A 25,721-nucleotide genomic window follows, 5' to 3' on the forward strand; every position below is an offset into this window, starting at 1 on the left:
CTGTGTTTAGACGATCACTCATCTTTCAATACGAAACTATCCATTAAGCCCACCATACGACCAATTTCTGGTTTGGTAATCGTATCATTGGCGCCTAAATCTAACGCTTTTTTACGGTTATCGTCACTCATCAGAGAAGAGAACATCACAATGGGCATGATTTTGAATTCTTCGATTTCCCTTAACTGTTTGACTAGATACATCCCATCCATTTTGGGCATTTCGACGTCACTTACCACACCATCAACGAACTCTGAAATCGGGACATTCTCTTCAGAACACAAACGAACAAATTCAGTGAGTGAGTCTAAAGCTTCTTGACCATCTTTCGCAGTGATAACGTTGTAACCCGCCGAACGAAGGGTGTTTTCAATCAAACGACGAATGAATGCGGAATCATCCACCACCATGATGGTTTTCGCTTCACGTTTGGCCACCATCGCGTCATCAATCACAACGCGTTTATCTTTTGTGACATCGTATTTTTCCATGCTGAGTTCGGGATTGATATCAGCAATGATTTTTTCAAAATCCAAGATCATGATCAAATTGGAATCCTGCCGTACAACCGCGACCACACAATCTTGATCTGATGCTTCAAGGAATGAACTCGGAGACTCGACTTCTTCCCACGATATTCTGTGTATACGGCTCACGCTATCAACCAGAAAGCCGTTAGACATGCGGTTAAAGTCGGTAACAATGACCACTTTAGTATCAACAGGGTTGTGTGTTGGTACGCCGAGCCATCCCGCCAAATCGACGAGAGGAATGAGCTTCCCTCTTAAGGAGAATACGCCAAGTACGTTGGGCTGCGCGTTGGGATAGTCTGTCGTGCTTGGCACACGAATAACCTCGCGTACTTTGGCAACATTGATGCCATAAAAACACAGCTTTTTGGTACCATCTGGCTGTGTCTTTTCAAGCCGAAATTCAATGATTTCAAGCTCGTTGGTTCCGCTTTCTGTCAGGATCGCTGTTTTTTGTTCTGTGCTCATGCCAAGTCCCGATTCTTTTAGAGGCTAAACTTACAATGTCCTCTATCAGCATAGTCTCAATATGAAAACAATCGACTCGGCGTTGCATTTAATTACTGAGTTTTTAACAAATTGCCCTTTGTGCTAATCCAATTTGAAAACCTGTTGCTCATAAAGCGCTGACACCACTTCACTGGTTTGCGCACCTGAAATGAGATTCAAACCCGTGCTCGACAGATCCATATTCTGCATAGTGATATGCTGTGTATCGTCACCTGAAGTTACCGTTAGGTTTATGCTGCCATCAAGACCCACTGACGCTTGATCGAAATATGGCAACAAATCCCCACTGGTTGGTGAGGCGCCAAGATCTGGCAAGAGTTGCGAAATATCGAGCTTATCGTCTCCTAACGTAAAATCTGTCACCACATCTGTATTCGCAGGAGCACTTAACGATGCCTCCAACCAAACAAATATGTCTTCGCCCTCTCCACCAGTCAATATATCGTCGCCTTGCCCAGCTTGAAGCGTATCGTTACCGTCCATACCGAACAGGCTTTCTCCTGCTGACTGCGCCACCAACTGATCATTATCTCCAGCGCCCACATTAGCGCCCAAATGTACGTTTCCACGATTAAGTACTGCAGTGATCAAATCAGTTTGAGACATCCCTGAAGATGCCTCATTCACCAACACATCTAAACCAATACCTGTCAGTACAATCTCTTGCAGTACGTCACCACCCACCAGCACATTCAGTTGGGCATTACCATTCGATTCAGTCAGTGATATATGTTGAGTCAAATCTGAAATACTCGCGATATTACTGATACTAAGCGCCCCACTGAGGTCGATGACATTCGTCGCTGGGTTGAAGTCTTCAATGGTGTCGATAGCAGGATCACCGGCTGAGCCGAAGTCCGCACTCGACCAGACAAATCTGTCTTGACCGCTGTTCCCTTCACCTTTCTGTCCTCCCCAAAGCGTATCATCGCCCGCACCACCAGTGAGAATGTCAGCCCCTAACCCTCCAATGAGTGTATCGCTATTGTTCCCGCCAACAAGAGACGCCGCCTCATTACCTGATATCACCAGATTTTCTAGCGTATTGTCTTGTGCGGTAATAGGCCCATCTGCAGGGTCAATCACGTTTATCGACACGCTTAAGCTTGCAGATTCAGCACTTTCTCCAAGTGTTGTGGTTGAAATGGCAACAATATCAATGTTCGACGCTGATGCCGCGCCCCCAATCACATGCAGTTGGCTTAGCTCATCCGCTGTCAGTGTGAGCACGCCCCCAGACGGGCCAATACCTATTGCTGAGCCTTCCGAATCAACGAATGTCAAAGACGAAGGAATATTTCTAATTTCTATTGCGAGCGTTTCAGAAGGGTCAGTCAACGCAGCGGCTAGCCCTAACAGAGGAATGATCGTAGACAGGCTACCAGCGACCGATGCCGTTTGCGCCGTATTCAGTATGAGAGTTGGGACATCAGGTTTCGGCTGAACGTTCACTGTTATTGACTCTGTATCCGTGAGTGCCCCACCGCTGCCGGTGTTTCCGTTATCATTCACCGTCACAGTAATGTTGTCTTGCCCCGAGAAGTTGGTGTCTCCCGTGTAGGTGATATGCGTAGCAAGTACTTGGTTAATCGCGGTAATGTCACCCTTCAACGTCATGCTGCCAGATCCAGACCCCGTGATGGCCACGCCTGATGGAATGGGAGATGACAGAGACAGATTGATGGTGCCATTTTCTGCACTTAGTCGAACAGTGATCTCACTGCCGCTTGCATCGTTAACATCGACATCTTTGACTTGAATGGACTCAATCAATACCGGTATTTCTTCTTCAGCATGCTGAATAGATGCAGGAACTGTCAGGTCGGGGGAATCATTGACTGGCGACACTGACACGTCGATCACTTGGTTAACCCAAAGTCCACTTTCCGCCTCAACGCCGTTATCAACAGCCCGTATGGATACTTCAAGTTGTCCATTCCAATTCAATTCGTTGGCATCACCAGGCGTAAGCGTCAAACTCGATAACGTCGTTTGATCAGCAATAACCACCCAACTTCCATCAGGTTGCTTTTGTACCGAACTACCCGTCGATACCCCAGATGGCAAACTAATTGTTGAACTATCAGGGACATTAGTCAGAACCACCTTGATGGTCTCTGGCGCATTTTCAGTCACAGATAAGCCTGTACCATCATACGTACCCGCATTGTCGATAACGCTGATATCGAGCGGAAGAAGGATGTTCTCATCCTCACTGCCAGATACGGACGTGGTGATATCAGCATCAATGCCATCACCAATGGGATTTACATCAACCGTGACAGTGGTTGAATGCATTTTGGGTATCGTTAATTCATCTTCTTTAGCGTACACCTCAAGTACGACGGTCATTGAGCCGCTAAAATTTTTCGGCGGAACAAAGACTATCTGGTCAAAATCGAGAGATGTACTTCCTGCAGGAACACTGACCGTCCACTCTCCGTTCCCACTGTTCTGTACAAGCTGACTGCCCGTCGAAATCAATTTAAAGTCATCAGGCACACCGATTAACTTCGCTGAGACTATCTGCTCAGAACCGTCTGTATCGTTAAGTTCGGCAATCACACCCGTCAACGGAATATTTTCATCTTCCGTCCCAGAAATAGGTTCGCTAACGCCATCAAAGGTCACAGGATCGTTCACAGGCAATACCTTGAAAGATACCTGTGTAGTGATGGTATCGGTGGCCGTTGAATCCGCTCCCCCCGTATCGTCGTTTTCCGCAGTATCGATAACCGTGGTATCCATGGTCACAGTGACTTGCCCACTAAAATCTTCGACGGGTTTGAAGTGAATGCTGCCAAGATCGTCCCTGCTCACCGTAATACTACTTTGCGGGTTAGTGCCGTCTGCGTTGACGAAAAAGCCAACATCGGTGTCGACCTTCAACACCACATTGCTGATAGTTTCAACGCCTTTAGTCGGGTCAGTATCCGTATCGACAAGCTGGGTGGAAAAATCCAATTCTATAATGCCATCTTCCAATGCTTGATTTTCAACAGGCACCCACTCAGCACTTTCACTAACAGGTTGCTTATCGCTATTTAACCCATTGGTTTCAATAACGTCGACTGAGGTTGTAATACCGTCCACGACGGGAGTGACCAACACTGAAAGACTAGCATCGTTTTCTTGGGTATCGCCGCTCACTTTGTCCGTGGTTACCAGTTTCACAGGCAGCACAAAATCCCCTGCAAAGTGTTTCGGAAGATTCAGAGCAATACCCGACAAATCCACGGTACCGTCTGCTGCAACATCTACATTGGCGACGTATTCGCTGGTTTCGTAGTTGAATTCCATACCAGAAACCGTTGCGCCCGCACCAGACAATGCGGCGCTGCTGATGACCAATGTCAGTTCATCCGACCCTGCATTCGCCGGAGCGACTTGAATCAAAGACTCAAGCTGTGTGCCGAGGTTTATCTGGGTATCCTCAATACCCGTGATAGGTTGGTCAGTCACCGAAATAACGCCTGCTTCTTGAGCGCTTGCTACACTCCCTGTGAAGTCCATCTCAATGACAATAGGGCTTTGCTCAACTTGACGACTCACGTCGCTTTCCCCTGCGTCACCTTGGTCTTGTACCAACGCTGTGACGCTGATAAATACGGGGGAAGTAATGGGTTTAGTCGTTGAGATCGCCAAGTTATCAAGATCACTTTTAGGGATAGTCCAACTGCCATCCCCATTGTTGATACCACCTTGAATGTAGAACTGATCGAAGTAGGCTTGGTCTGCGGCGGTAAATGGTGTGCCGTTCGCATCTTGAACAAAACTTATCACGACTTGCGTAATCACCTCGGCACTCGTTCCGTCGGTGTTAATACCTTCTGGCGTAACAAACGCTAGCCTATGATCATCGGACGCTAGAGAGATAGTGCCACTGCCATTATCAGTAATGGGCTGAACGACGGGCTCATTGCCATCGAGCAAGGTCACCTTACCATCGTCTTCTACCGCGGCAACAATACGAACATCCAGCGTACCCGTGATCGTGGCGGAATCCGTCGCACTTGAGTCACTATCCGATTGCTCAACCGTTAACGTAACGGACAAATTCAGGTTTTCATCTTCATCAACATTCTCTGGCGCTTTCAAAAATAAATCTGCACCACTCAATAATGCTGCAATTTGCGATGTGTTCAAAACCGCACTTCCACCAGAAAACGTTAGCGGTGACGTGTCGCCCGCAATGGTTAAGGTATAACCCGCAGTGAGTGCTTCTGATGCAATGTTAAACGTGATGCCAGTGATGGCTTCGTTATTATCAGTAAAACCCTGATCGACCTCGGGGCGCCAATTCACGACAATGTTTGTGTCTTCAGTCCCTTGGCTGTCCAACGTATAATTAACGGCGTCAATCTTTGGCTCAATATGAACGATCACATCTTTGTCGACAGCACGAGAATCCCCATCGTCTTCTGTCACCACAACCGTCACGGTCAATGTTATGTCGTCTGTACTGCCTTTAGGTGGAACCAGTTTTATGTCAGACAATCCATCAACTTTAGCTTGGTACTGGGGTTGTCCATTGTCATCCACCCCCGCATAAACAAGGTTAATCGCATTATTGTTGGTGTCTAGGAGGGTGACGCCTTCAGGAATATTCGTCACCAAAGACGTTAACGTCTCGGAATTATCCCCGGGTAATGATGTCCCATCTTCTCCGGACGCAAGCGTGAATGACAGCGCCACTGAACTGTCTTCTTCAATGGTTGTTTCGATACCCGTATCCACGCCATTTTCAATGATGGGATGCCAAATATCACCCAAATCGGCACTGATCACCGGCACATCAGCGACCCCTTTCAATGCAATCGGCAGTGTTTTAGCACCGGTTTCGAATAACTCGATTTCTGTCTGCGTGACGCCTTGGGCATTAGTGACAATGGCGGTATCTTTGACAACCCCAGTGACGCTTAGGGAAAAATCGACGTTACTCTGCGGTGGTGGCAATAAGCGCAATCCACCGATATCGTTGTACGCAATTTCGTAAACACCCTCTTCGTCATCGACTTCTGTATCATCAGCAAGCAAAAGTTTGGCACCAATTGGAAGGCCACTAATTCGAACAAACAAGGCTTCAGAGCCATCTAAATCAACCGTACTTGTCAGGCTAATGTGTGAAGACAAGTTAATTAGCTCATCTTCTTCACCGCTGACGCGAGTGATTTTTAACGTCGTGCTATCAGCAACAGGACTCACCGCGATAGTTACCGTTTGTGACACAGATTCTGCTGTTTGTTTAGCGTTAACAAAATTGGCCGTTTCTACGCTTTGAGCCGTCACAGTCAGAGTGATGTCTCCTGAAAAGTTTGCATTTGGCTTCACCACGACGTCATTAATGTCTGCCGATGCCACCTCATACTGACCATTGTTGGCGGAAAGCGTCTCCCCATTAAGGACTAGAGAACCTTGCCCACTTTCAAACGACAAAAAATAGCGTAATGTTTCAGAACCATCCGTGTCTTGCAGTTCAGCATTCAGACTTAGTGCCGCACCGTCGCTGTCTTCTTCAATGGCGTAGTAGAGCACGGTGCTCTCATCCCACTGCGGAACATCTGCAATACCTTCTACGGTGATGGTAAACGTTTGACTCGCTAACTGTCGCTCGGTACCGTCCGTGTTTTCCACATAACCCGTCGCCGTAAACGTGGGCACGCCAGATGAAGCCGAATAGTCTTGATCGGGCACAAATGTCACGCCATTTAATGTCCAAATCTGACTATTTGTATCAGGCACAAACACGTTGCTCGGCAAAACGATTTGGTTCCCCGTGACAGCCAAAATCGTTCCGTTTGCATAGAAGCTACCGTGAGCGTTGGCGGGTAGATTGACCACAATCCGACTAACACCCTCACCTTGATCGCTATCTCCAATATCAATAGACATCTCGATTGGGATTCCATCAGCGGGATTGGCAACAACATCATCATCAGGGTCACCTTGTCGCCCTTGGTCTTCAATTCCGGCGACATTGTTTACGACCAACTGCGGCGAACCATCAAGAACAGTGATTTCGGTTGACCCAATGACAACATCGCCATCGCCGTCGACAATTTCATAGGTAAACGTTTCAGTGATCCGATTGTTTTCCGCTCCACTGTGATCCACGTCTTCTGCTGCGGAGAACCTCATGTTACCGTTACTTTGTACCTCTAAGGTGCCAAGTACCTGACCACCCACGCCCTGCGTCACCGTAAAGAAATTCTTAACACCCGGTGTCAATTCATGTTGCTCGCCATTCACCGTGACGGTCTCAACGGTGGCACCATCAGCACCGCGATTTCGTAACGGAATGACTGCCACCTTCCTCGAAGCATCGCCTTCAGTCGTCACCAGCTCCGCACCACCCACACCGACGCCATCAGTTTCAAGCGAGAGAGGAACATCGTCCAACACACTCACCATGATATTACTGGCAGCAGTATCGCCATCACTGTCGGTCACGACAAAAGGAAAGCTGATGGCGAGGCTGTTATTTCCCTCGCCACGAGGGTGATCGAGCGCGCCGAGTAGCGCAAAGGTGTACGTACCATCAGCAAATACGGTCAAGGTAAACACGGGGCGTGATTCAGCCGAGCCGGAATATATTTTGGTGCCATTGCTGTCACTGGCTAACGAGAGAACGACCGGCTCACCGTGGGAACTCAGAGGGATATTGTTGCCTGAAGAATCCTGACTATTATTGCTATTTTGTGATGAGAATGCCGATATATCCAATGATATATCTTTGATGCTATCACTGCCGGAATCAAGCACGAGCGTTCCTGTCGCAGTATCTTGATCATTTCCTATGCCACCAGGGGTTGTGCCCGCATTGTTCTTATTTTCATCCGAACCATTGGTATTGATATCGCTCTCTTCGACTGACAAAGGCGGAGCTTCTGTGATGGAAGGTGACTCACCATCAGTGATCACAAACTCGATAGAACCCAACGAGTGCAACGTGTCGCCATCAGAGTCGTTGGTCTGCAGCTCAATATTGAAGGTAATCTTATCGCCGTTAAATGAGACCGAATCGTTACTTTTATCATCAGTAGTGTGGTCCAACGGCTTATGCAATGTTAATAGCGGTGTGACGTCGACAGAGAATCCATCGCTATTTTGCACCCCAGTTAGCGATATCGTCATGACCAATTCATTATTGGCTTTGCCTGTCAGCGTAGCGGTTGATTCGTCATAGGTGAACACGACCGAGTCACCACTGCTAGTGAGCACGGCATTGAGGTCAGATATCAGTTTAGCGACCACAAGGCTGTCAATTTGAACGTCAGAAGGCAAGAGCCTATCATCCATCGCCGTCAGCTTTGCCGTTACCGAGGATTTATCAGGGTAACCAACTTCCATCCCTTCGGGTGTTAAATCTGGCTCGGTCAGTTCCACCGTGCCTAGCACGTCTGCTGAACCTGCAACGCCATCGCTATCATTCAAGGTCACGGTAAATTCACCCGACACACTATCGTTGTCAGTGTCGACCACACGTACGCCTATCGGCAGAACAATTGCGCCGTCGCCTTGGTCAATGGCATAGCGCTGTTCAACGGTATAATTGCCGGTAGGCTCACCTTCTGCGTTCACATCCAAGGTGATAATCAATATGTCAGTATCATTGGCTGGCGTTGACGTACTGGACAAGGAAGGGTCATCGAAGTACACCCGAATGGTGTCGATATCTCCAGAAAAAGGGCTAGGCGAATAAGCGGTTTGATAGCCGCTAGCAGTCAAGCTCTCAAGTAACGCCTCTAGCCCGGGAGGTGCGAATAACGCTATCGATTTAACGGCGTCTGTGCCTTGTGTTAGGCCAAGACTCACCTGTTGAGATTGATTTAGTTCCCCAATAACGGGATCAGTCATGCTGACGTTATCGGGGGCAAGACTTGGCACGTTACCGTCGAGAATGGTGACTTTGAACGTACCTACCACTGAATCTCCATCAGAATCAGTGACTCTTGCTCCCAAAGTGAGCGCAACAGTTTCGCTATCAGGCTGGTCGATCGCTTGTGACAACGTCACGGAATACTGTTCTGTGTTGGGTGTGAATGCTATGGCTAGAACCGTCACGAATTCATCATTGTCATTTTGATAGCCCACAACAATGGCATTCGATGTGCCATTGATATCCGACGGTTCTGACTGTAACGTCAATTCATTGCCGTTGCTGGTCAGCGACGCAATGCTGTTAAAGAACGCTGTCGGTAATTCCCAAACAACTGATTGAATACGGTCACTGCCAGTTTCAAGGCCGAGCTCTCCCATCACAGTGTTTGCCGGTGCATCAAAGCTCGGGTCTGTCACATCTACATCCGTGACTTTGATCGTTGGAGATTGACCATCAACCACTGAATACGTCACATCAATCGGTGCTTCAAGTAAATCGTTATCTGAATCCCGCATTTGAAGTTCAAATTGAATATCAAAGGACTCCACCAACTCAGATTGTTCGTTGGTGGAAGAAACCAATTTTACCCATTTCGTATTGCTAAACACCGCTTGGTTCGTTTCATCTAGCGGCTGAAACACCTCCAATGAAGAACGAACGTTAACGCCTGTCGCCCCTGTCCCTGCTTCCGAGTCAGCTGTTAAGGTAAATGTCACAACATCTAAGATGCCATTGGGTTCAGTAGAGTCTGGTTGCGTGCCTCGAAGCACAATCACATTGGGCTCAGTACCTGCCTGAATCGCAAAGTTGATCGGTTCACCGTTTGAGCTGAGAAGGTTCAACTCACTGAGTAGCCCCAACACGCCATCGGTGTCTTCCAAATTTGCGATAAACATGGTTGAGGGAATCAGTTTGTCTGAGCCAGCTTCGAGCGTCACTAAGCCATTAGCAACTTGACCTTCCGAGACTGCATTGCCCTCCACCACCTCAAAGTCCCCAGATATTACCGCCGCCTTTCCACTAGCATTAGTTCCATCATTCAAACTTACAGTGAACTGGCCTGTTGTAGTATCGCCATCTTGATCGACAGCAATAACAGACACAGGAATAACCTCTGAATCTGACGCTGACAATTGGTCGATCGACGCACTCTGTGTCAGCACGTAGCCGTAGCGACTAATATTGTCTGTATTTGGATCTGAGCTAGGGAGCGCCACCAGATCAATGGCGAATACAACCTGGGTAGGATCCGAATCTAGCGTGACTGAGATTCGCGAAGCACTAATTGTATAATTTGTTCCCTCCCCATTACTTGTGATGCTTTCAAGTTGCGCAACTAGCTCAGGCGTGGAAATAAAACTCACGCTTGCTAACAGATCGCTATTGGTACCCACATTGAGTGGAATTGGCTCAGAAACATAGTCCAAAAAGTTTTCATTGTGGGTAGTGTTATCAGGGTTAACCGTTGGATTTGCACCATCTTCAATAGCGATATTCACTGTGATGGGTTCGTCCAAGGGTCTACCTGCAGCATCTTCACCCTGCACAGGCACAGAAATGTCGATGGTATTGCCGCTGATGGTGACCAAGCCACTGTCGTTGCCCGCAATATGATCGAGTGGCCCGTCAAGCGTGATAGTGACGGTTAATTCAACGTTACGGCCAGAAGATTCGGCGGACACTGCAATGGTAACAATCGCTACGCCATCCACCTCGCCCACAATGGTTTTCCCGTCATCAAACACCCGATAACTTATTGCTTTCCCATTGCTTGTTGTGTCGTTGGCTAGTTCAGCAACAAGGGCCGAAAGTGCGTCAGATTCAATAACAAAACTGTCAGCCAAAAGTGGTAAAGAACTAGCGGGGATCAACACAGACGAGGTTGCCGTGGTGGGGTAACCGCTTATTGAATCAACGGGTGTATGGTCGCCCTCGGCAATGGTTAAGCGAATACTTTCACCACCAACTGGAGGCACGTTGGGAGCATTGTCTTCTTGGAGCAGTATTTCAGAAGGTGGTGTGTAGCTCGTAGCAAAGCCAGCTTCAACTAACACACTGGTGTAGTCGTACTGAATGACAGCAAATCCACCAATGGACGAGCTCAATGCGCCCCCTGCTGCTGGTCCTTCGAAACTCTGAGATGGATCCGCACCCGCTAAAATGGCTTGTTGCAGCGCTGAAATCTCGTCCTCTAACAACGCAATGGCCTGGGTGTTCTGTTGAACATTGATGTTACCAATCAAACCAACTACATCAACGCCACGGTCGTTAATCAGTGTGCACGTGGAACAGGGTTCGTGAACCAATACTGGCTCTCCGTTAACCATCATAACGTATGATGCTTTAGGCTCAGCAAGAATGATATCTCCAGATCCCGCCGTTTCCGAAACCGGTGTAGGAATCGCTACGCCACTTTTAATGACGTAAACTTGACCACCAGTAACAGAAAGCTGGACATTTTCACCATCAGAGCCAATAACTCGGCTCTCCCTTACTTTTTCTTCCATATCTCACCACCTGCACCATATATAGCGGGCACTTCAGAGTCAGAGAGCCAACATCTTCACTATTGAATAGGAAAGGCGCCTTAACGTGAAAAACAAACAAGGAAAATAGCCTTTGAACAAAGCAATACATACGGATGCATTGATTTAAGACCGTTCTTATCAAAATCGCGTATTTAAGAGAGTTTGGTTGTTAGTTACTTGTCTCCACCTGTCTCATTTGCAATATAAATGCGATAAAACCACCCTTTGGGGGTCAAATTACCTCCAACATGCCCTATTTTTGACTTTACGAGAAAACACTTTATTTCTCGCTACTTGTAATGAAGAAGACAGCCAATCTTTTAGAGCAATCGTGGTGCTCAGTCTGTTAGCAAAATTGGATTTCTGTCTCCAAGGTAAATGCTTTTCCACGACATTTACCCATTGCCTTTTTTACCGATTTATTGACGGTCTCAAACGCTTTTTTGAGGAAACATTCATGAAGCAACGTATCAGTGATAAGTGTTCGCCAACTATTCACACTGCTCAATCCGCGGCTAAAGTGACGACATCAAAAATTCATTTGCTGCTTGTGGCAGCAACCGCATTGAGTGCACCTCAATTTGTACAAGCTCAATCTCTAGAACAAGCTGTCGCAGCGACGCTGTCTCAAAATCCCGTCATCAGGGAGGCATACAACGAATTCAAAACTCGCGAAGCAGATATCGATGCTTCGCAAGGAGAATATTTACCCTCTGTTGACCTTGAAGCAGGGATTGGATATTCGGATTATGACAGCGACAACACAAAGGGGACGTTCCATCCTCGAGACGTTCGAATTAACTTGCGTCAATTGATTTGGGACGGCGCAATCACCTATAACGACATTAAGCGGACCAAATCTGAAGCTGAGGCACAACGTTTTCAACTGCTTGCAGATGCTCAAGATACTGCGTTAAGTGTGACTGAGGCCTATCTGGAGGTCATTCGGACAGAAGCCATATTGGATCTGTCTAAGCGCAACGTTGAAACCCTTGAAGATATACATGCTGACATTAAGCGCCGAACGGACTCAGGCATTAGCTCGACCGCAGATTTGTCTCAAGCAGAAGGACGTGTTGCACAAGCTCACACTAACTTACTTTCCGCCCAAAGCAATCACGATGACACAATCATTGAGTTCGAACGCATTGTTGGTGAATCGCCCCAAGGGCTCGTCACCCCCGAGATAGATACGCTGTTTGTTCCTGCCTCTCTGGTTGAAGCACTAAAAATCGCTAAAGAGAACAACCCAGTCATTAAAGTGGCTGTTAATGACGTCGACGCCGCCCGCTCCCAATATGAGCAAGCCAAAGGAGATTTCTACCCTACATTCACCATTGAAGCCTCTCAAGAATGGGGTGAAGAACTCGATGGAACACCCGGTGACACTGATGAGTTCCAAGCCATGTTGCGAATGCGTTATAACCTGTTCAACGGCGGTACGGATGCTGCCCAGTCTCGCAGCGCAGCCTATCAAATCAACAAAGCAAAGAGCATCAGAAACAACGCCCATCGGCTACTCGATGAAAGCACCCGCCTGGCTTGGACAGCAAAAGAACTATCTGAAAACCAAACCAAGTTTTTAGAGCAGCATGTTGACTCAGCAGCTAAAACACTCAATGCGTATGAAAAACAATATTTGATCGGCCGCCGAACATTGCTTGATCTGTTGAATACAGAGAACGAATTGTTCGATGCTAGGAAATCTTACATTGATGCAAAATATACAGGGATCTTCGCGAAGTACCGCGTGCTCAATGCTACCGGCTTACTGCTTTCTGAGATGCGTGTAGCAACCCCTGAAGAATGGCAAACGTCCGTCTACGGTAAGGAAGGAGAGGATAAATGATGAACGTTGTATGGCCGAGAAAGGCCAAGTTCGCCGAACAGTTAAGCTTCAAACAATTGAGTGCTAAATTAATGGTTAAGGTCGCCCTTTTTGCGACCATAAGTGTAGGTGGTTTACTGTCAGGATGCTCAACATCAGCCCCCCAGCCTCCAGTTGCAGAGCAAAACGCCGACCTTTTTGATATGGACAGCGATGGTGTCATCAATGCACGAGATGAGTGTGAATCAACACCGCAAGGCGCGATAATCAATAATGTAGGATGCTCTGAATTCATAGAAACAGAAGCTAGAGATGATTTACACGTTCTTTTTTCTAACAACTCAGTGAAAATCCCACCTAGCTTTGATGGCGAAGTAACAGAGCTCGCCCGTTTTATGAAGACGTTTCCTCACACTTTAGTTCAGTTAAAAGGCTATGCCAGCCCGTCAGGGAGTGATGAACTTAACTTGGCGTTGTCAACAAAGCGAGCGCAAAGCATAAAGATGGCACTTGTGAGAAAAGGCATTGCCAGCTCCCGAATCACAATCACAGGGTTTGGTGAAAATAACCCCATATCCGCCCCCTCTGAACAACAAACCGAAATACTCAGTCGGCGTGTCACTGCAAGTGTCACCAACACTGAAATGCGCGTTATCAACAAGTGGACTATCTATACGTCTTCGCCAGCAAAATAACCAAACGCTGGTACTCCGACGCCATAGGTAAAAAGAGTAAGGGTGTCGTGTCGGTATAAGATTTTTAAGCAACAAGAGTAAACCCCAGAGCGAACTGCCTTTGGGGTATATTTCAACGTCTAACCATTGGGCTTTCGAATCAGCACCATAGCTCGAAGCGAACTCAGTCTGGTGGAACCAGCATCGTTAAGCTGTTTGGGTATTTGTGGTGCGGGAAGCATAGAAAAACAGAAATAGCGCACGAGAAGAGTTTGTCAGTCATGTAAAGTCGTTGAGAGGGAAATTAATCATCTCCCGTCCATTACCACCAAAGAAAAATGTCTCTGTTTATAACACAACCGAACATTCACTAATGTCTAGTGAAAAACGATCGGATCAACAGTTCCTTGATTCGTTGGTAATACCAATAACAGCCAAAAGTCGATATCCGTTTCAGTACATTTTTCGGCAGACACACTGATCACGCCTTTGCACCTTTTCCCTCCGGGCTGTTCCAGTTTAGCGCCGGGTAGCTTCATCGCTTGCTGTAAGCATTCTTGACCCACAACAAACTGCAAACCTTCTGTATCGACAATGCTAAACAACCTGCCATGCTGATAGAAATACACTTTTTCATTATCGACTTCTTCACGAATGCCTGACATGCCTAACAATGCATGTCGCACTGAGTTTGATAACTGATCGACGCTCACGATAATACCTCTGCCCGTTTGCCTTGACTCAATACTAAAGAAAGCAGCCTCATATTTAAGCCCATGACTAATACATTAGGTCTAAAACCGTAAAAAAGGCTGACAACCAACTTGAACAAGACTTATACATTGCCTCATATTTATAAGCAGCGGCAGGAAAAAGGTAGTAAGCCCAAGCATTAGTCTGGCGACTCTGTATGCAGTACAAATAGATAGTTATGCCCAACTACAACACCATGCTTACTAGGCTCGGCAACTTGATCTCGCACACATTTCATTTCTTAGTTTGTTTGACTTTAGGGATGCTGCACTACGCTTTAGTAATGAGACAGATTTATCGTGTGTAATCCTAGCCGGTTAATTTTGTTTCACATGCCCATTTCCAAGTTCATCATTTCACTGGGAGGTGCCTGACCTAACTTAATCATTCGCCAAACTTGTTCGAATCCATCATCGTTTTTAAGGAGAAACGACATGAAAGGGCTCATTTGGTTCAGAAACGACTTACGACTGGCAGATAACCCCGCATTGGTCGCACTCTCCCGGCGCTGCACGCATGCGCTAATGGTCTATGTAATAGATCCTGCTTGGTTAAAACCATCACGATACCAATCACGGCACTTAGGAAGATTCAGAGAGGAATTTCTGTATCAGTCTTTGCGAGCACTGGAAAGGGAACTCAAAAAACGTAAGCAACGTCTCGTCGTGAAAGTAGGTAATCCTTTAGAGGTTATCCCAGCATTGTGTAAACAACACCAAATTGACTACGTCGGAATCACCGATCACCCCGGCGTATATGAAAGGCAACAAGCCGCCTATTTACAACATACCCTTCGTTGTGAAGTCAGTGTGAGTGAGAGTTTCACCCTACTCCTTCGTAATCAACTGCCTTTCGAAAAAGCCAATTTCCCTGCGTCATTCTCCCAGTTCCGAAAACACCTAGAACAGCAAAATACCTTACCGTGCATTCCAATCTGCGCGCCAGAATCATTACCGGCAGTCATTCAAGAACGACGGGATATTTGGGGAGGTCAGGAATTTGTTTATGACCTCACGCCCTACCATGGCGGTGAAGACTCAGCGATGGTGCAACTTAATCAATACTTTTGGAAATCTCAAGGTCTTAAAAATTATAGGAAGACACGTAACGGCTTAGACGGGTGGCAGTTTTCTTCTCGACTTTCAGCATGGCTTGCCAATGGATCTATTTCTGCTCGCATGGTGGCAGCTGAACTTGATAATTATGAATACCGACATGGCCGAGATGAATCCTCTCAAACCATGTTTGCCGAATTGCTCTGGCGGGAATATTTCCAGTGGATGATGCACTACCACGGTGCCCGCATGTTCGCGTTTGATGGCATCCAGAAAAAGCGCCCACTCACCACTTTCTACTGTGAGAAGTACAAATCTTGGGAACAGGGAACCACTGACTACCCCATCGTTAATGCCTGCATGAGACAGCTTAATCAAACCGGATATATGTCAAACAGAGGACGTCAAATCGTTGCTAGCTGCCTAGTCAACGAACTTGGGGTAGATTGGCGATTTGGAGCAGCGTATTTTGAACAGCAACTCATTGATTTTGATGTCGCAGCCAATTATGGAAATTGGCAATATCTGGCAGGCGTCGGCGCTGATCCGCGCGGACAACGCCACTTCAACTTAGAAGAACAAACCAAAGCCTATGACCCGGATGGCAGTTTTGTTTCTCGCTGGGCAGAATCCTCTCCATCAGAAAGCTTGCTTAAATTTTAGTTAAAGTGTCACATGGGCTCATTCGACCATGCTTAACTCCCTTTGTCTTACAAAGAGAGTTAAGCAAGTCATTCAAGGATCTCAATCACCCTATCACTCACACGTTCAGAAAAGATCAGTGAGGTGTGGGTCAACGGGAAGATTTCGTGGCTTGTCATGCCTTCAATCTTTGTTTCTTCCAACAGCACCGTACCGTCTGATGGTTGTCCGTGTAGCAATATTGTCGCAGGGCCAATCGACAAGTCACCCGCTAGGCTATATAGCGCGGCTTTTGATGACCAAGATGGTATCTCGTCAGGCAATAAATATTTGGTTGCCTGATCAAACATCACATCACCTACCCCAATATTTTTAAAGAATGCGGCAACTTGAGAACCGTTATGTGGTGTCCCTAACGTGACCACCGTTTTAACATGATGGCTCATTTCGCTCTGACATTCTAAGTAGGTTCTCGCCATCACTCCCCCCATAGAATGAGCAACAATGGCAGCGTCATCGCCATCAATATAAGCATCGATAGCTTTAAACATCTCTTCCAAATCAGGCGCGACAGTTCTATAGCCAAGATTCAGAACCTCATGCCCTGCACGCTCAAGTCTTTTTTCCAGCGGAAGCATGACCACGTTATGCATATAGAGGCCATGTAATAAAATGATTTTCATATAAAAACATTTCCTTATTGGGACTTCGTCGCTCGATGCTCATCATAAACTATCTTCTCATTTCAAAGATGAGACGTACTCTACAGCGATTGAATGCTTATTTTTAATGCGTGCTGTATGTCTATACCCAAGCACATCTCTCTGAATCCTGCATCTTCAGGAGACTTGGGTATACGAACAATCGAAAAACTCGACCTATTCGCTATTCACTCTGCTAGGAGAATATGCATGTCCATGACCAAAGCACTGATCACTCTTTTCATCCCAGCCCTTTTCGCTCTGAACGCCACCGCTGAAGATATTACCGATGCCACTGCAGGCCAAAAGGCCGAAATTGTCGAAAAAGCCAGAGTACAAGAGATTAAAGATGCCGCTACCGATGTTGAAAATGAAGCGGTTTTATTGGTAGACGAGGCGAAAAAGAAACTCGACAGCGAAGAGACTGATGATACCAAGAAATAATGCGTAATTAAGGCCAAAGATCTCAGTGGTTTAGCCTTCCATATTGAACCTAGCGTTGAGTGGTTTCCTCGTACAAACAACGCTATTAAAAAAATAGCGACCCACAGGTCGCTATTCTGTCAAAACAAAAACGATGACTTAGAAGATCATATGCGCCACACCAGCAATAACAGGCAGTGTCACCAGAGTACGTAGAATGAAGATCATCACCAGTTCCCAAGCTTTAACTGGGATCTTACTGCCTAATAGAAGCGCACCCACCTCTGACATGTAAATCAACTGCGTCACAGACAAGGTTGCCACAACGAAACGCGTCATTTCATTGTCGATATTTGCAGCCAGTACCGCAGGGAGAAACATGTCTGCAATACCTACCAGCATGGTTTCAGACGCAGCTACCGCTTCTGGGATTTGCAGCAGTTCAAGCAAAGGAACAAACGGCATACCAAGGATGGTGAAGATTGGCGTGTACTCAGCGATAATAAGCGCCGAAGTACCAATTGCCATAACTACCGGCAGCACACCAAGGACCATATCTGCCGCGTTCTGAAGACCTTCTTTCAATACGTCGCTCAGTGAACGAATGTGAGAAGCACGTTCAACTGCTGATTTCATACCGTAAGAAAACAGCGTTTCACCTTCTGGTAATGCTTCGTGCTCAAGCACTTTCTCTTCGCCGTTAATTAGCGTGTTCTTTTTCCAACATAGTGGTGGTAAGCGAGGTACCACGATAGCTGCCACAAATCCTGCCAAACAAACAGTGATGTAGAAAGGAACGAACATGTGTTCCAGATTCACCTGTGCAATCACAACCAAACTGAAGCTAATTGACACCACAGAGAAGGTAGTTCCCACCACTGCTGCTTCACGCTCAGTATAGTAACCTTGTTCATACTGCTTACTAGACATCAATATCGCGACACTGCCATCCCCCAACCATGAGCTTGCGCAGTCAACCGCAGAACGACCAGGAAGACCAAACAACGGACGCATAATACGCGTCATGAATGTACCAATCAGTTCCAATAAACCGAAGTTGGTCAGTAATGGTAGAAACAAACCCGCAAATACAAACACGGACAACAATGTTGGAAGTAAATCGCCCATCACAAAGCCGCCGGTTGCACCACCGATGACATGCTCTGGACCAAACCCAAAGAACGCCATGGTGACAAAGGTTGCACCAAGCAAGCGTACGACTAGCCAAAAAGGGGTCGGTAAGAATAGGCCAGTAAGAAATTTAGATTTCGTCACGAATGTAGGTTTTATCGCAAGAGCCAGCAATGAACCGAACGCGCTAACGAGAATAATTGACGTCACAACAATCGGAGCAGATTGGCCCAAAAGACCCAGCATTGATTTTGCCAATACCGCGATAGGAATGGTAAACCCACCGTTGATCATCACGGGTGTCATAAAGAGAAGGACACCAAGAAGTGAAGGAATTAGGAACATCAACAGATTCCGTGTCGATGAAGATGTTGTTGGCAAGTCTTGAGTTTTCTGCATGGCGATACTTCCTGAGCGATGCGGTGAACGAAATAGATATTCACAATATGTGACTAATTGAGCGCAAGATTAATTTAACTCCTCACGCATGTAAACCATAATTAGTCACTTATATTGAATAAATCATCCAAATTAGCTCAATTGACCAAACATAACCCAATTTCTGTGTGTTTTTAGTCTCCTTTTTGTTAAATGAATGTGAAATACACTATAAGACCAAGAGGTAATATCAACGAGTTAACGGGAAATAGAGTGGTGTTTTGGAGAGAGGCACATGAACACATTAATGAATAACTATCCAATCTTTCGATCAATACGGGCATATTCAGACAGCACCCATTGTCCGAAATCATCCATTAAGGCAACCACGGCACGTTTCTTTACAGGTTTTCGTTGTATGAGATAGAAAAGACGTTCAATTTCCACGTTTTTCTCGGGATAAGACACCAGAAACGCATCAGCACAAATCTGCAGATCATGTTCCCATCGCCCTTCTTTACTGGCGACCAGCCCAAACGCAGCCTTTATCAGTCGCTTCGCGGCTTCTTCGGCGGCATCGAGTTGCGAGCCCCACTTGGTTGCGACCGCCACTTTTTGGCGGAGATCTTTGAGCTTTCCAGCAAGATCATCATTCATCGCCTTAGACACTTCCCAACTGACCTCAAAATGACCAAAGCTATCTGCAAGGTTGTCGCCACTCATGCAAAGCGCACAGTGTTTCAGAAAGAAGCCCCACTTGAATATATTCACAAGCGCCGTAACATCTTTCAAAGGAACGACGTCAAACTCTACTCGCTTTACAACGTCACTAGACTGCTCAATACGCCAACGAATCGTATTCAACGATGTGTATTCTTGTACATTTAGCGCTCGAGATGTCACCAAGGTAAATTCAAAGTCTGCACTGCTACCAGCACAACGTTGCGCTACATCGCCAGAGATATAAATGCTATGCAGCGTATGACCAAGTAAACCGCCAATCTGACGCACAGCCGCCGCTGTTGGTTCAACATAGTCTGTTTGCAATGGCGTTTTTCTATCTATCTCTGCCAGTAGTCCACTGCGCGGTTTTACCTTGTACAAGCCAATCACCTTTTTTACTTATCTAGTAAAGTTATTTTAGAACGAGTTCCTTTCCCATGCACCTTGAAACATAGCCATGTTCAGCGTTAATTTCCCATAAAAACTGAATCTTAGAACGATTTTTGAGCAACCATCCCAACAAGTTGGGCATGTCGATATGTACACCGTCTCCTTTCTATCAATCACCGCCTCCCTGTCAATCAATAATCACTACCGTTCTCACGATGCAGTTAATTTATGCCAGCAAACTCAAGGGGCTTGTTCAGTGAGAATAAGGAGGATTCACGCGCGGCAGTATTTTGAATACATCATCACTCGAGGTTTACAATAGTCATCATTACATGGCAGCCAACAAAACCCACCCTTTTGGTAGTCTTTGAATCCTGCATTTTCAGGTTGTTTGGGTATATACCCAATCAATCTGAAGATGCTCGATTTCAGAGGCCATCAGTGCGTTCAGTTCAAGGCAAATTCTTGTAGGAATAGTCATTCTATTTCACAGGAATTTAACGATGAAGTGGACGCACTGAGGGCCTCCCTTCGGGCGAGTTTACTGACGCCATGCTCGGTGTTATCCCTTTTTGATGGAGATCACTACATCGGCAAAGGGACGCCTAGATCATAACGTCCGTAAACCTCGCTGAATCCTGCATTTTCAGGTTGTTTGGGTATACAATGCTGCCGTTACTATTATTTTGGAATAACTATGACCGCTTCCCTTCTTTCTATCGACGAAACACTAGAAACCGCGTTCGACATTTTCTATGAAATGGCTGAAGACAACCTAGATTACGACGATCTTCTCGCCTATCAAGAACGCTTTGATGAAGATGGCGCAGCCATTGTGGTTGAAGCAAGTTCTGATTGGGAAGAACAGGTCGGTTTTGACGTTGACCGAGAAGCCTTTGTCGAAGTGCGTATTGGCCTTGCCAATGAAGATGAACTTAATGATGTATTGGTTCGAATGCTTGTTAGCCGAGACCCTGAACAAAAGTTCTGTCACCTGCTATGGAAGCGCGCTGCATAACTTCAGGCAGCGAATACGCAAGAAATAAGGCCTGCATTGCAGGCCTTATTTACTCATATTACATTCAATTCAACACAACTCAGTGCGGAGACGCAGGGAATTTGAATTCTTTACCTGCATCGAAGTTACGCGGTAATTTGTGCGCGATCCCTTTGTGGCAATCAATACAAGTTTGACCCGCCTCTTCCGCTCGATCATGAACTGACGCTGCGACTGTTTTCTGAGAGCTAAAATCCATGAATTCGAAGTTATGACAGTTTCGACATTCTTGAGAGTCATTGGCTTTCATTCGGTTCCACTCGCGCGTTGCCATTTCAAGTCGATGATCTTCAAATTTTTGCGGTGTCGCGACAATACCAAATGCCTTCGCATACAATTCCTTACTCGCCTGAATCTTACGAATCATCTTCGGCCCCCATTCCTTCGGAACGTGGCAATCAGGGCAAGTGGCTCTTACGCCACTTCGGTTAGTGTAGTGAATAGTACCGACATACTCTTGGTACACGTTGTCTTGCATTTCATGACAACCAATACAGAATTCTTCTCTGTTGGTCATTTCCATGCCGGTGTTGAAGCCACCCCAGAAGATAATGCCCGAAACAAAGCCCAAAATAAGGATGGTACCGATAGCAAAATGACTCGGTGTTCTGAACCATTTCCAACTTTTTGTAATGAACCCCGGTAGTTTCATTGGCTCCCCCTACTGACCGAACTTGCCAGCAGGAACAAAATCGTTCTCCACCAACGCTTCAGTCTGTGCCTGTGGTACATGGCACTGAAGACAGAAATAACGACGTGCTGACACTTGAGTCAGTACCTTGTTGTCACGATCCATAAAGTGCGTAGGGCTCACGCGAGGCGCGCCAGTTTTACGGTAAACATCCACATCATGGCACTGCAAGCACGCATTATTAGATTGGTTAATCTGATAACCATCCACTGCGTGAGGAACCATAGGTGGCTGATTGACATAGTTCAAAGCGAAGCGGTCTTGATTTTTTGGTACCACTTTAATTTTCGGCAAACTGTTGTTTTCACCGATATCTTGGTCGCCTCGCAATGACGTGACCTGTGCAAACGCCATGGTGCTCACGAATGCAGCGAGTAACAGTGACAAGGTGATTTTCTTTTTCATGTTCGGATCCTTTCGAATCAAATCATTCTGCTCATTGCGTGTTGCTAGCTATCCACCAACAACACGCGCTATTTTGGCTTATTAGACAGCGTTGCCAATCAGGCTTTTACGATCTTAACTGCGCACTTTTTGTAGTCGGTTTCTTTTGATAATGGGTCAGTCGCATCGAGCGTTAGCTTGTTCACGAGTTGTCCAGCATCAAAGAACGGCATAAACACCAAACCTTCTGGTACGCGGTTACGACCACGAGTTTCTACATGCGTTGTCACTTCACCACGGCGTGATACCACTTTCACCGCATCACCTCTGCGAAGGCCACGTTTCTTCGCATCCAATGGGTGCATAAACACCACCGCATCAGGGAAAGCTTTGTATAACTCAGGAACACGACGAGTCATTGTGCCTGTGTGCCAATGCTCAAGAACACGCCCAGTTGATAGCCAAAGATCAAAGTCTGCATCCGGCTCTTCCGCTGCGGGCTCGTAAGGCAGTGCAAATATCACCGCTTTCTTGTCAGGCTTACCGTAGAACGAGAACCCTTCACCCGCTTTCACATACGGGTCGTGCCCTTCGGCATAGCGCCACAATGTTTCTTTGCCATCTACAACAGGCCAACGAAGGCCACGTTCTTTGTGGTAAGTTTCGAAAGGTGCAAGGTCATGCGCTTTACCGCGACCAAATGCTGCATATTCTTCGAACAGACCTTTTTGGATGTAGAAACCCGCGGCCTCTGCATCGTCATTCAAGCGGCCTTCAGGGATTTCATCCAAGCCGAATTCGTTAACTTGTCCATTGGCGAACAAAATGTCGAACAAGGTCTTATCTTGGAAATCAGGTTGTTTCGCCAATAAGTCTGCTGGCCATACATCTGCAACCTTGATGCGTCGAGAAAGCTCAACCAATTGCCATAGATCAGACTTCGCTTCACCTGGCGCTTTCACTTGTTGATACCAAAACTGAGTACGACGCTCTGCGTTACCGTAAGCCCCTTCTTTCTCAACCCACATTGCGGTCGGCAGAATCAAATCTGATGCCATCGCCGTGACAGTTGGGTAAGGGTCTGATGTAATGATGAAGTTTCGAGGGTCTCGGTAACCCGGTAAACGTTCTTCGTTAATGTTCGGGCCAGCTTGCATGTTGTTGTTACACATCACCCAATACACATTGAGTTTGCCGTCTTTCAACATACGATCTTGTAGTACCGCGTGATAACCCGGCTTCGGTGGAATGGTGCCTTCAGGCAGTTTCCATTTCGTTTCTGCAAACTCTCGGTGTTTAGGGTTCATCACCACCATGTCTGCTGGCAAACGGTGTGCAAATGTGCCCACTTCACGCGCTGTACCACAGGCTGAAGGTTGGCCTGTTAACGAGAACGGACCACAGCCCGGCTTTGAAATCTTGCCCGTGAGCAAGTGAATGTTGTAGCAAAGGTTGTTCGCCCAAACACCACGAGTGTGCTGGTTAAAGCCCATTGTCCAGTAGGAAACCACATTCACTTTTGGATCGGCGTACAACTCGGCAAGCGCTACAAGCTGGTCTTCTGGAACACCAGAGAGCTTGGAGACGGATTCCACATCATAATCCGCTACGAACTTCGCAAATGCATCGAAGTCGATAGGATCCGACGCACCACTTCCCGCATTCTTGGCATTTTGCTCAAGAGGGTTTGTCGGGCGCAAACCATAACCAATGTCAGTGGCACCTTGGCGGAAGTTAACGTGTTTCGCGATAAAGTCTTTGTCGACTTTGTCGTTTTGAATGATGTAGTTCGCGATGTAGTTCAGAATCGCCAAATCGGTTTGCGGCGTGAAAATAATGCCGTTGTCAGCAAGTTCAAAACTGCGATGTTCATAAGTAGAAAGCACAGCGACTTTAACATGCTCAGCAGACAATCGGCGGTCAGCCAAACGCGACCACAAGATTGGGTGCATTTCTGCCATGTTTGAGCCCCAAAGCACGAACGCGTCAGCTTGCTCAAGGTCATCGTAACAGCCCATTGGCTCATCCATACCAAAGGTACGCATGAAGCCAACGACCGCAGATGCCATACAGTGACGCGCATTCGGGTCGATGTTATTGGTCAGAAAACCCGCTTTCATTAATTTGGCAGCGGCGTAGCCTTCCCACACAGTCCATTGGCCTGAACCAAACATACCTACTGTCGTGGGGCCATTTTCTTGAATAGCCGTCGTGAATTTTTCCGCCATCAAATCGAGCGCTTCATCCCAGCTTACTGGCGTAAATTCACCTTCTTTGTCATAAACACCGTCTTTCTTACGCAGCAAAGGCTGAGTCAGACGGTCTTTGCCATACATGATTTTTGGAAGAAAGTAGCCTTTAACGCAGCTCAAACCGCGGTTAACCGGTGCTTCAGGGTCACCCTGAGACGCTACAATGCGTCCATTTTGCGTACCCAGTAAAATGCCACACCCTGTACCACAAAAACGACACGGTGCTTTGTCCCACGTGACTTCAGCATCCTTACCTGCAGCGTGTGCAACTGCCGCTGGAAGCGTGATACCAGCAGCACTAGCAGCTGCAGCTGCCGCATTCGCTTTCAGAAACTTTCTGCGTGTCAGTTTCATTCTTCGACTCCTTCAACACTATGTTCAGGTGATTCATTTTCAACCTGATGAAAAACCAAGGTTGCCGCGAGCACTCCCGGCAACCCCTTAATCTGTTCAAAAATATCTAGCAGCGCCCCGCGACTTTCGCCTTCTACCACCACGACCAACTTTCCCGTCTCATTGGTGGCAGGCACTTCGGTACCAGGCAAAGCTTCAATGCTGGTTTTCACTGTTGCAGTCTGATCTGCCGCTGCGTGAACAACGAGGCTAGTAACGTGATATTCATTCATGCTTGTTGTTGCTCCATGGTGATTGCATTGGTTGGGCAAGGCGCAATACACGCACCACATCCCGTGCAATCTTTAACGTTAATTTCTGGTTGAGCGACGCTTCCTAATCGGTGCTGAAAGCGAATGGCGCGTTCGTCACAGGCATCGTGGCAGCTGCGACATTCAATGTTCTTTTGCGCTAAACAGTTTTCATCAATAGAAACATACTGCTGCCACGGGGGTTCTGTGTTGGGATGAAACAAACCCTCGGGGCATGAGTCAGCACAAGCAAAGCAAAATGTGCACTCTCCGTGATTAAAGTCGATCGTTGGGAACCCGCCATCTCCTGAAACAATAATTTGTTCTTCACAAGCGCGCTCACACTCACCACATCGCGTACAATGGTCAGTAAACGCTCCTATGTCTTTGATCCAAGGGAGCGATTGTTGTTGAGCCATTTTTGCGCTTCGGAGAAAAAAGCGTCGTCGTTGATCGACCATCCAAGTGTTCCGCAAATGTTACATGCAGTGACTATAGCCACAATCTGATGCTTTCACGGTAAAGAATTAAGTGAAGGGGTCACA

16 protein-coding genes are annotated in these 25,721 nt (G+C 46.8%); 5 read left to right on the forward strand and 11 right to left on the reverse strand.

Annotated features, from left to right (window positions below):
* Positions 1 to 14: 14 nt before the first annotated feature.
* Both L4D06_RS02595 and L4D06_RS02600 read right to left on the reverse strand, forming a co-directional pair.
* A complete protein-coding gene (locus L4D06_RS02595; protein ID WP_429737761.1) occupies positions 15 to 998 on the reverse strand; it encodes a chemotaxis protein CheV in 984 nt (327 codons plus the stop codon).
* A 123-nt stretch (positions 999 to 1,121) separates the two neighbouring features.
* Complete coding sequence (locus L4D06_RS02600; protein WP_429737762.1) at positions 1,122 to 11,429, reverse strand: retention module-containing protein; 10,308 nt, start codon at positions 11,427 to 11,429, stop codon at positions 1,122 to 1,124.
* A 478-nt stretch (positions 11,430 to 11,907) separates the two neighbouring features.
* Here L4D06_RS02600 and L4D06_RS02605 point away from each other — a divergent pair, with 478 nt between their 5' ends.
* Both L4D06_RS02605 and L4D06_RS02610 read left to right on the forward strand, forming a co-directional pair.
* Positions 11,908 to 13,299 (forward strand): TolC family outer membrane protein, encoded by a 1,392-nt coding sequence (locus L4D06_RS02605; RefSeq protein WP_429737763.1) that lies wholly within the window; start codon positions 11,908 to 11,910, stop codon positions 13,297 to 13,299.
* A complete protein-coding gene (locus L4D06_RS02610) occupies positions 13,296 to 13,973 on the forward strand; it encodes an OmpA family protein (RefSeq protein WP_429737764.1) in 678 nt (225 codons plus the stop codon). Before L4D06_RS02605 ends, L4D06_RS02610 begins: the two co-directional genes overlap by 4 nt.
* Positions 13,974 to 14,329: 356 nt before the next feature.
* On the opposite strand, the gene L4D06_RS02615 is transcribed toward L4D06_RS02610, so the two are convergent.
* Positions 14,330 to 14,665 carry a hypothetical protein gene (locus tag L4D06_RS02615; protein ID WP_028025427.1) on the reverse strand — a complete coding sequence of 112 codons (336 nt, stop codon included), beginning with the start codon at positions 14,663 to 14,665 and terminating at the stop codon, positions 14,330 to 14,332.
* A gap of 474 nt (positions 14,666 to 15,139) precedes the next feature.
* Here L4D06_RS02615 and L4D06_RS02620 point away from each other — a divergent pair, with 474 nt between their 5' ends.
* Complete coding sequence (locus L4D06_RS02620; protein ID WP_429737765.1) at positions 15,140 to 16,423, forward strand: DASH family cryptochrome; 1,284 nt, start codon at positions 15,140 to 15,142, stop codon at positions 16,421 to 16,423.
* Between the two features lie 68 nt (positions 16,424 to 16,491).
* Here L4D06_RS02620 and L4D06_RS02625 read toward each other — a convergent pair whose 3' ends face one another.
* A complete protein-coding gene (locus L4D06_RS02625; RefSeq protein WP_429737766.1) occupies positions 16,492 to 17,085 on the reverse strand; it encodes an esterase/lipase family protein in 594 nt (197 codons plus the stop codon).
* 228 nt (positions 17,086 to 17,313) lie between these two features.
* Between L4D06_RS02625 and L4D06_RS02630 the strand changes: the two genes are divergently transcribed.
* The gene (locus L4D06_RS02630; protein WP_429737767.1) at positions 17,314 to 17,547 is read left to right on the forward strand and encodes a hypothetical protein; all 234 of its coding nucleotides are present in this window, start codon (positions 17,314 to 17,316) and stop codon (positions 17,545 to 17,547) included.
* A gap of 138 nt (positions 17,548 to 17,685) precedes the next feature.
* Here the strand turns inward: L4D06_RS02630 and L4D06_RS02635 are convergent, their stop codons facing one another.
* Together L4D06_RS02635 and L4D06_RS02640 are read right to left on the reverse strand one after the other, a co-directional pair.
* Positions 17,686 to 19,056, reverse strand: a complete 1,371-nt coding sequence (locus L4D06_RS02635; protein ID WP_429737768.1) for a YjiH family protein — start codon at positions 19,054 to 19,056, stop codon at positions 17,686 to 17,688.
* Positions 19,057 to 19,350: 294 nt separating this feature from the next.
* Positions 19,351 to 20,139, reverse strand: coding sequence for a hypothetical protein (locus L4D06_RS02640; RefSeq protein WP_429737769.1), 789 nt, complete (start codon positions 20,137 to 20,139; stop codon positions 19,351 to 19,353).
* A gap of 706 nt (positions 20,140 to 20,845) precedes the next feature.
* Between L4D06_RS02640 and L4D06_RS02645 the strand changes: the two genes are divergently transcribed.
* Positions 20,846 to 21,166 (forward strand): HI1450 family dsDNA-mimic protein, encoded by a 321-nt coding sequence (locus L4D06_RS02645; protein WP_081796366.1) that lies wholly within the window; start codon positions 20,846 to 20,848, stop codon positions 21,164 to 21,166.
* 79 nt (positions 21,167 to 21,245) lie between these two features.
* Here L4D06_RS02645 and napC read toward each other — a convergent pair whose 3' ends face one another.
* The 5 genes from napC to napF all read right to left on the reverse strand — a co-directional run bounded on the left by napC (position 21,246) and on the right by napF (position 25,637).
* Positions 21,246 to 21,857 (reverse strand): cytochrome c-type protein NapC, encoded by a 612-nt coding sequence (gene napC / locus L4D06_RS02650; RefSeq protein ID WP_274163954.1) that lies wholly within the window; start codon positions 21,855 to 21,857, stop codon positions 21,246 to 21,248.
* 9 nt (positions 21,858 to 21,866) lie between these two features.
* On the reverse strand, positions 21,867 to 22,301 hold the full coding sequence (locus L4D06_RS02655) for a nitrate reductase cytochrome c-type subunit (protein WP_274163953.1): 435 nt from the start codon (positions 22,299 to 22,301) through the stop codon (positions 21,867 to 21,869).
* Between the two features lie 98 nt (positions 22,302 to 22,399).
* The gene (napA, locus tag L4D06_RS02660) at positions 22,400 to 24,886 is read right to left on the reverse strand and encodes a nitrate reductase catalytic subunit NapA (protein ID WP_274163952.1); all 2,487 of its coding nucleotides are present in this window, start codon (positions 24,884 to 24,886) and stop codon (positions 22,400 to 22,402) included.
* Entirely contained in the window at positions 24,883 to 25,158 is a 276-nt protein-coding gene (locus L4D06_RS02665; RefSeq protein WP_274163951.1) for a chaperone NapD, read from the reverse strand. The genes napA and L4D06_RS02665 overlap by 4 nt, the downstream gene beginning before the upstream one ends.
* Positions 25,155 to 25,637 (reverse strand): ferredoxin-type protein NapF, encoded by a 483-nt coding sequence (gene napF, locus L4D06_RS02670; protein WP_274163950.1) that lies wholly within the window; start codon positions 25,635 to 25,637, stop codon positions 25,155 to 25,157. The genes L4D06_RS02665 and napF overlap by 4 nt, the downstream gene beginning before the upstream one ends.
* Positions 25,638 to 25,721: the final 84 nt, after the last annotated feature.

The sequence above is a fragment of the Enterovibrio makurazakiensis genome (assembly GCF_050336585.1).
Classification (GTDB): Bacteria; Pseudomonadota; Gammaproteobacteria; order Enterobacterales; family Vibrionaceae; genus Enterovibrio; species Enterovibrio gelatinilyticus.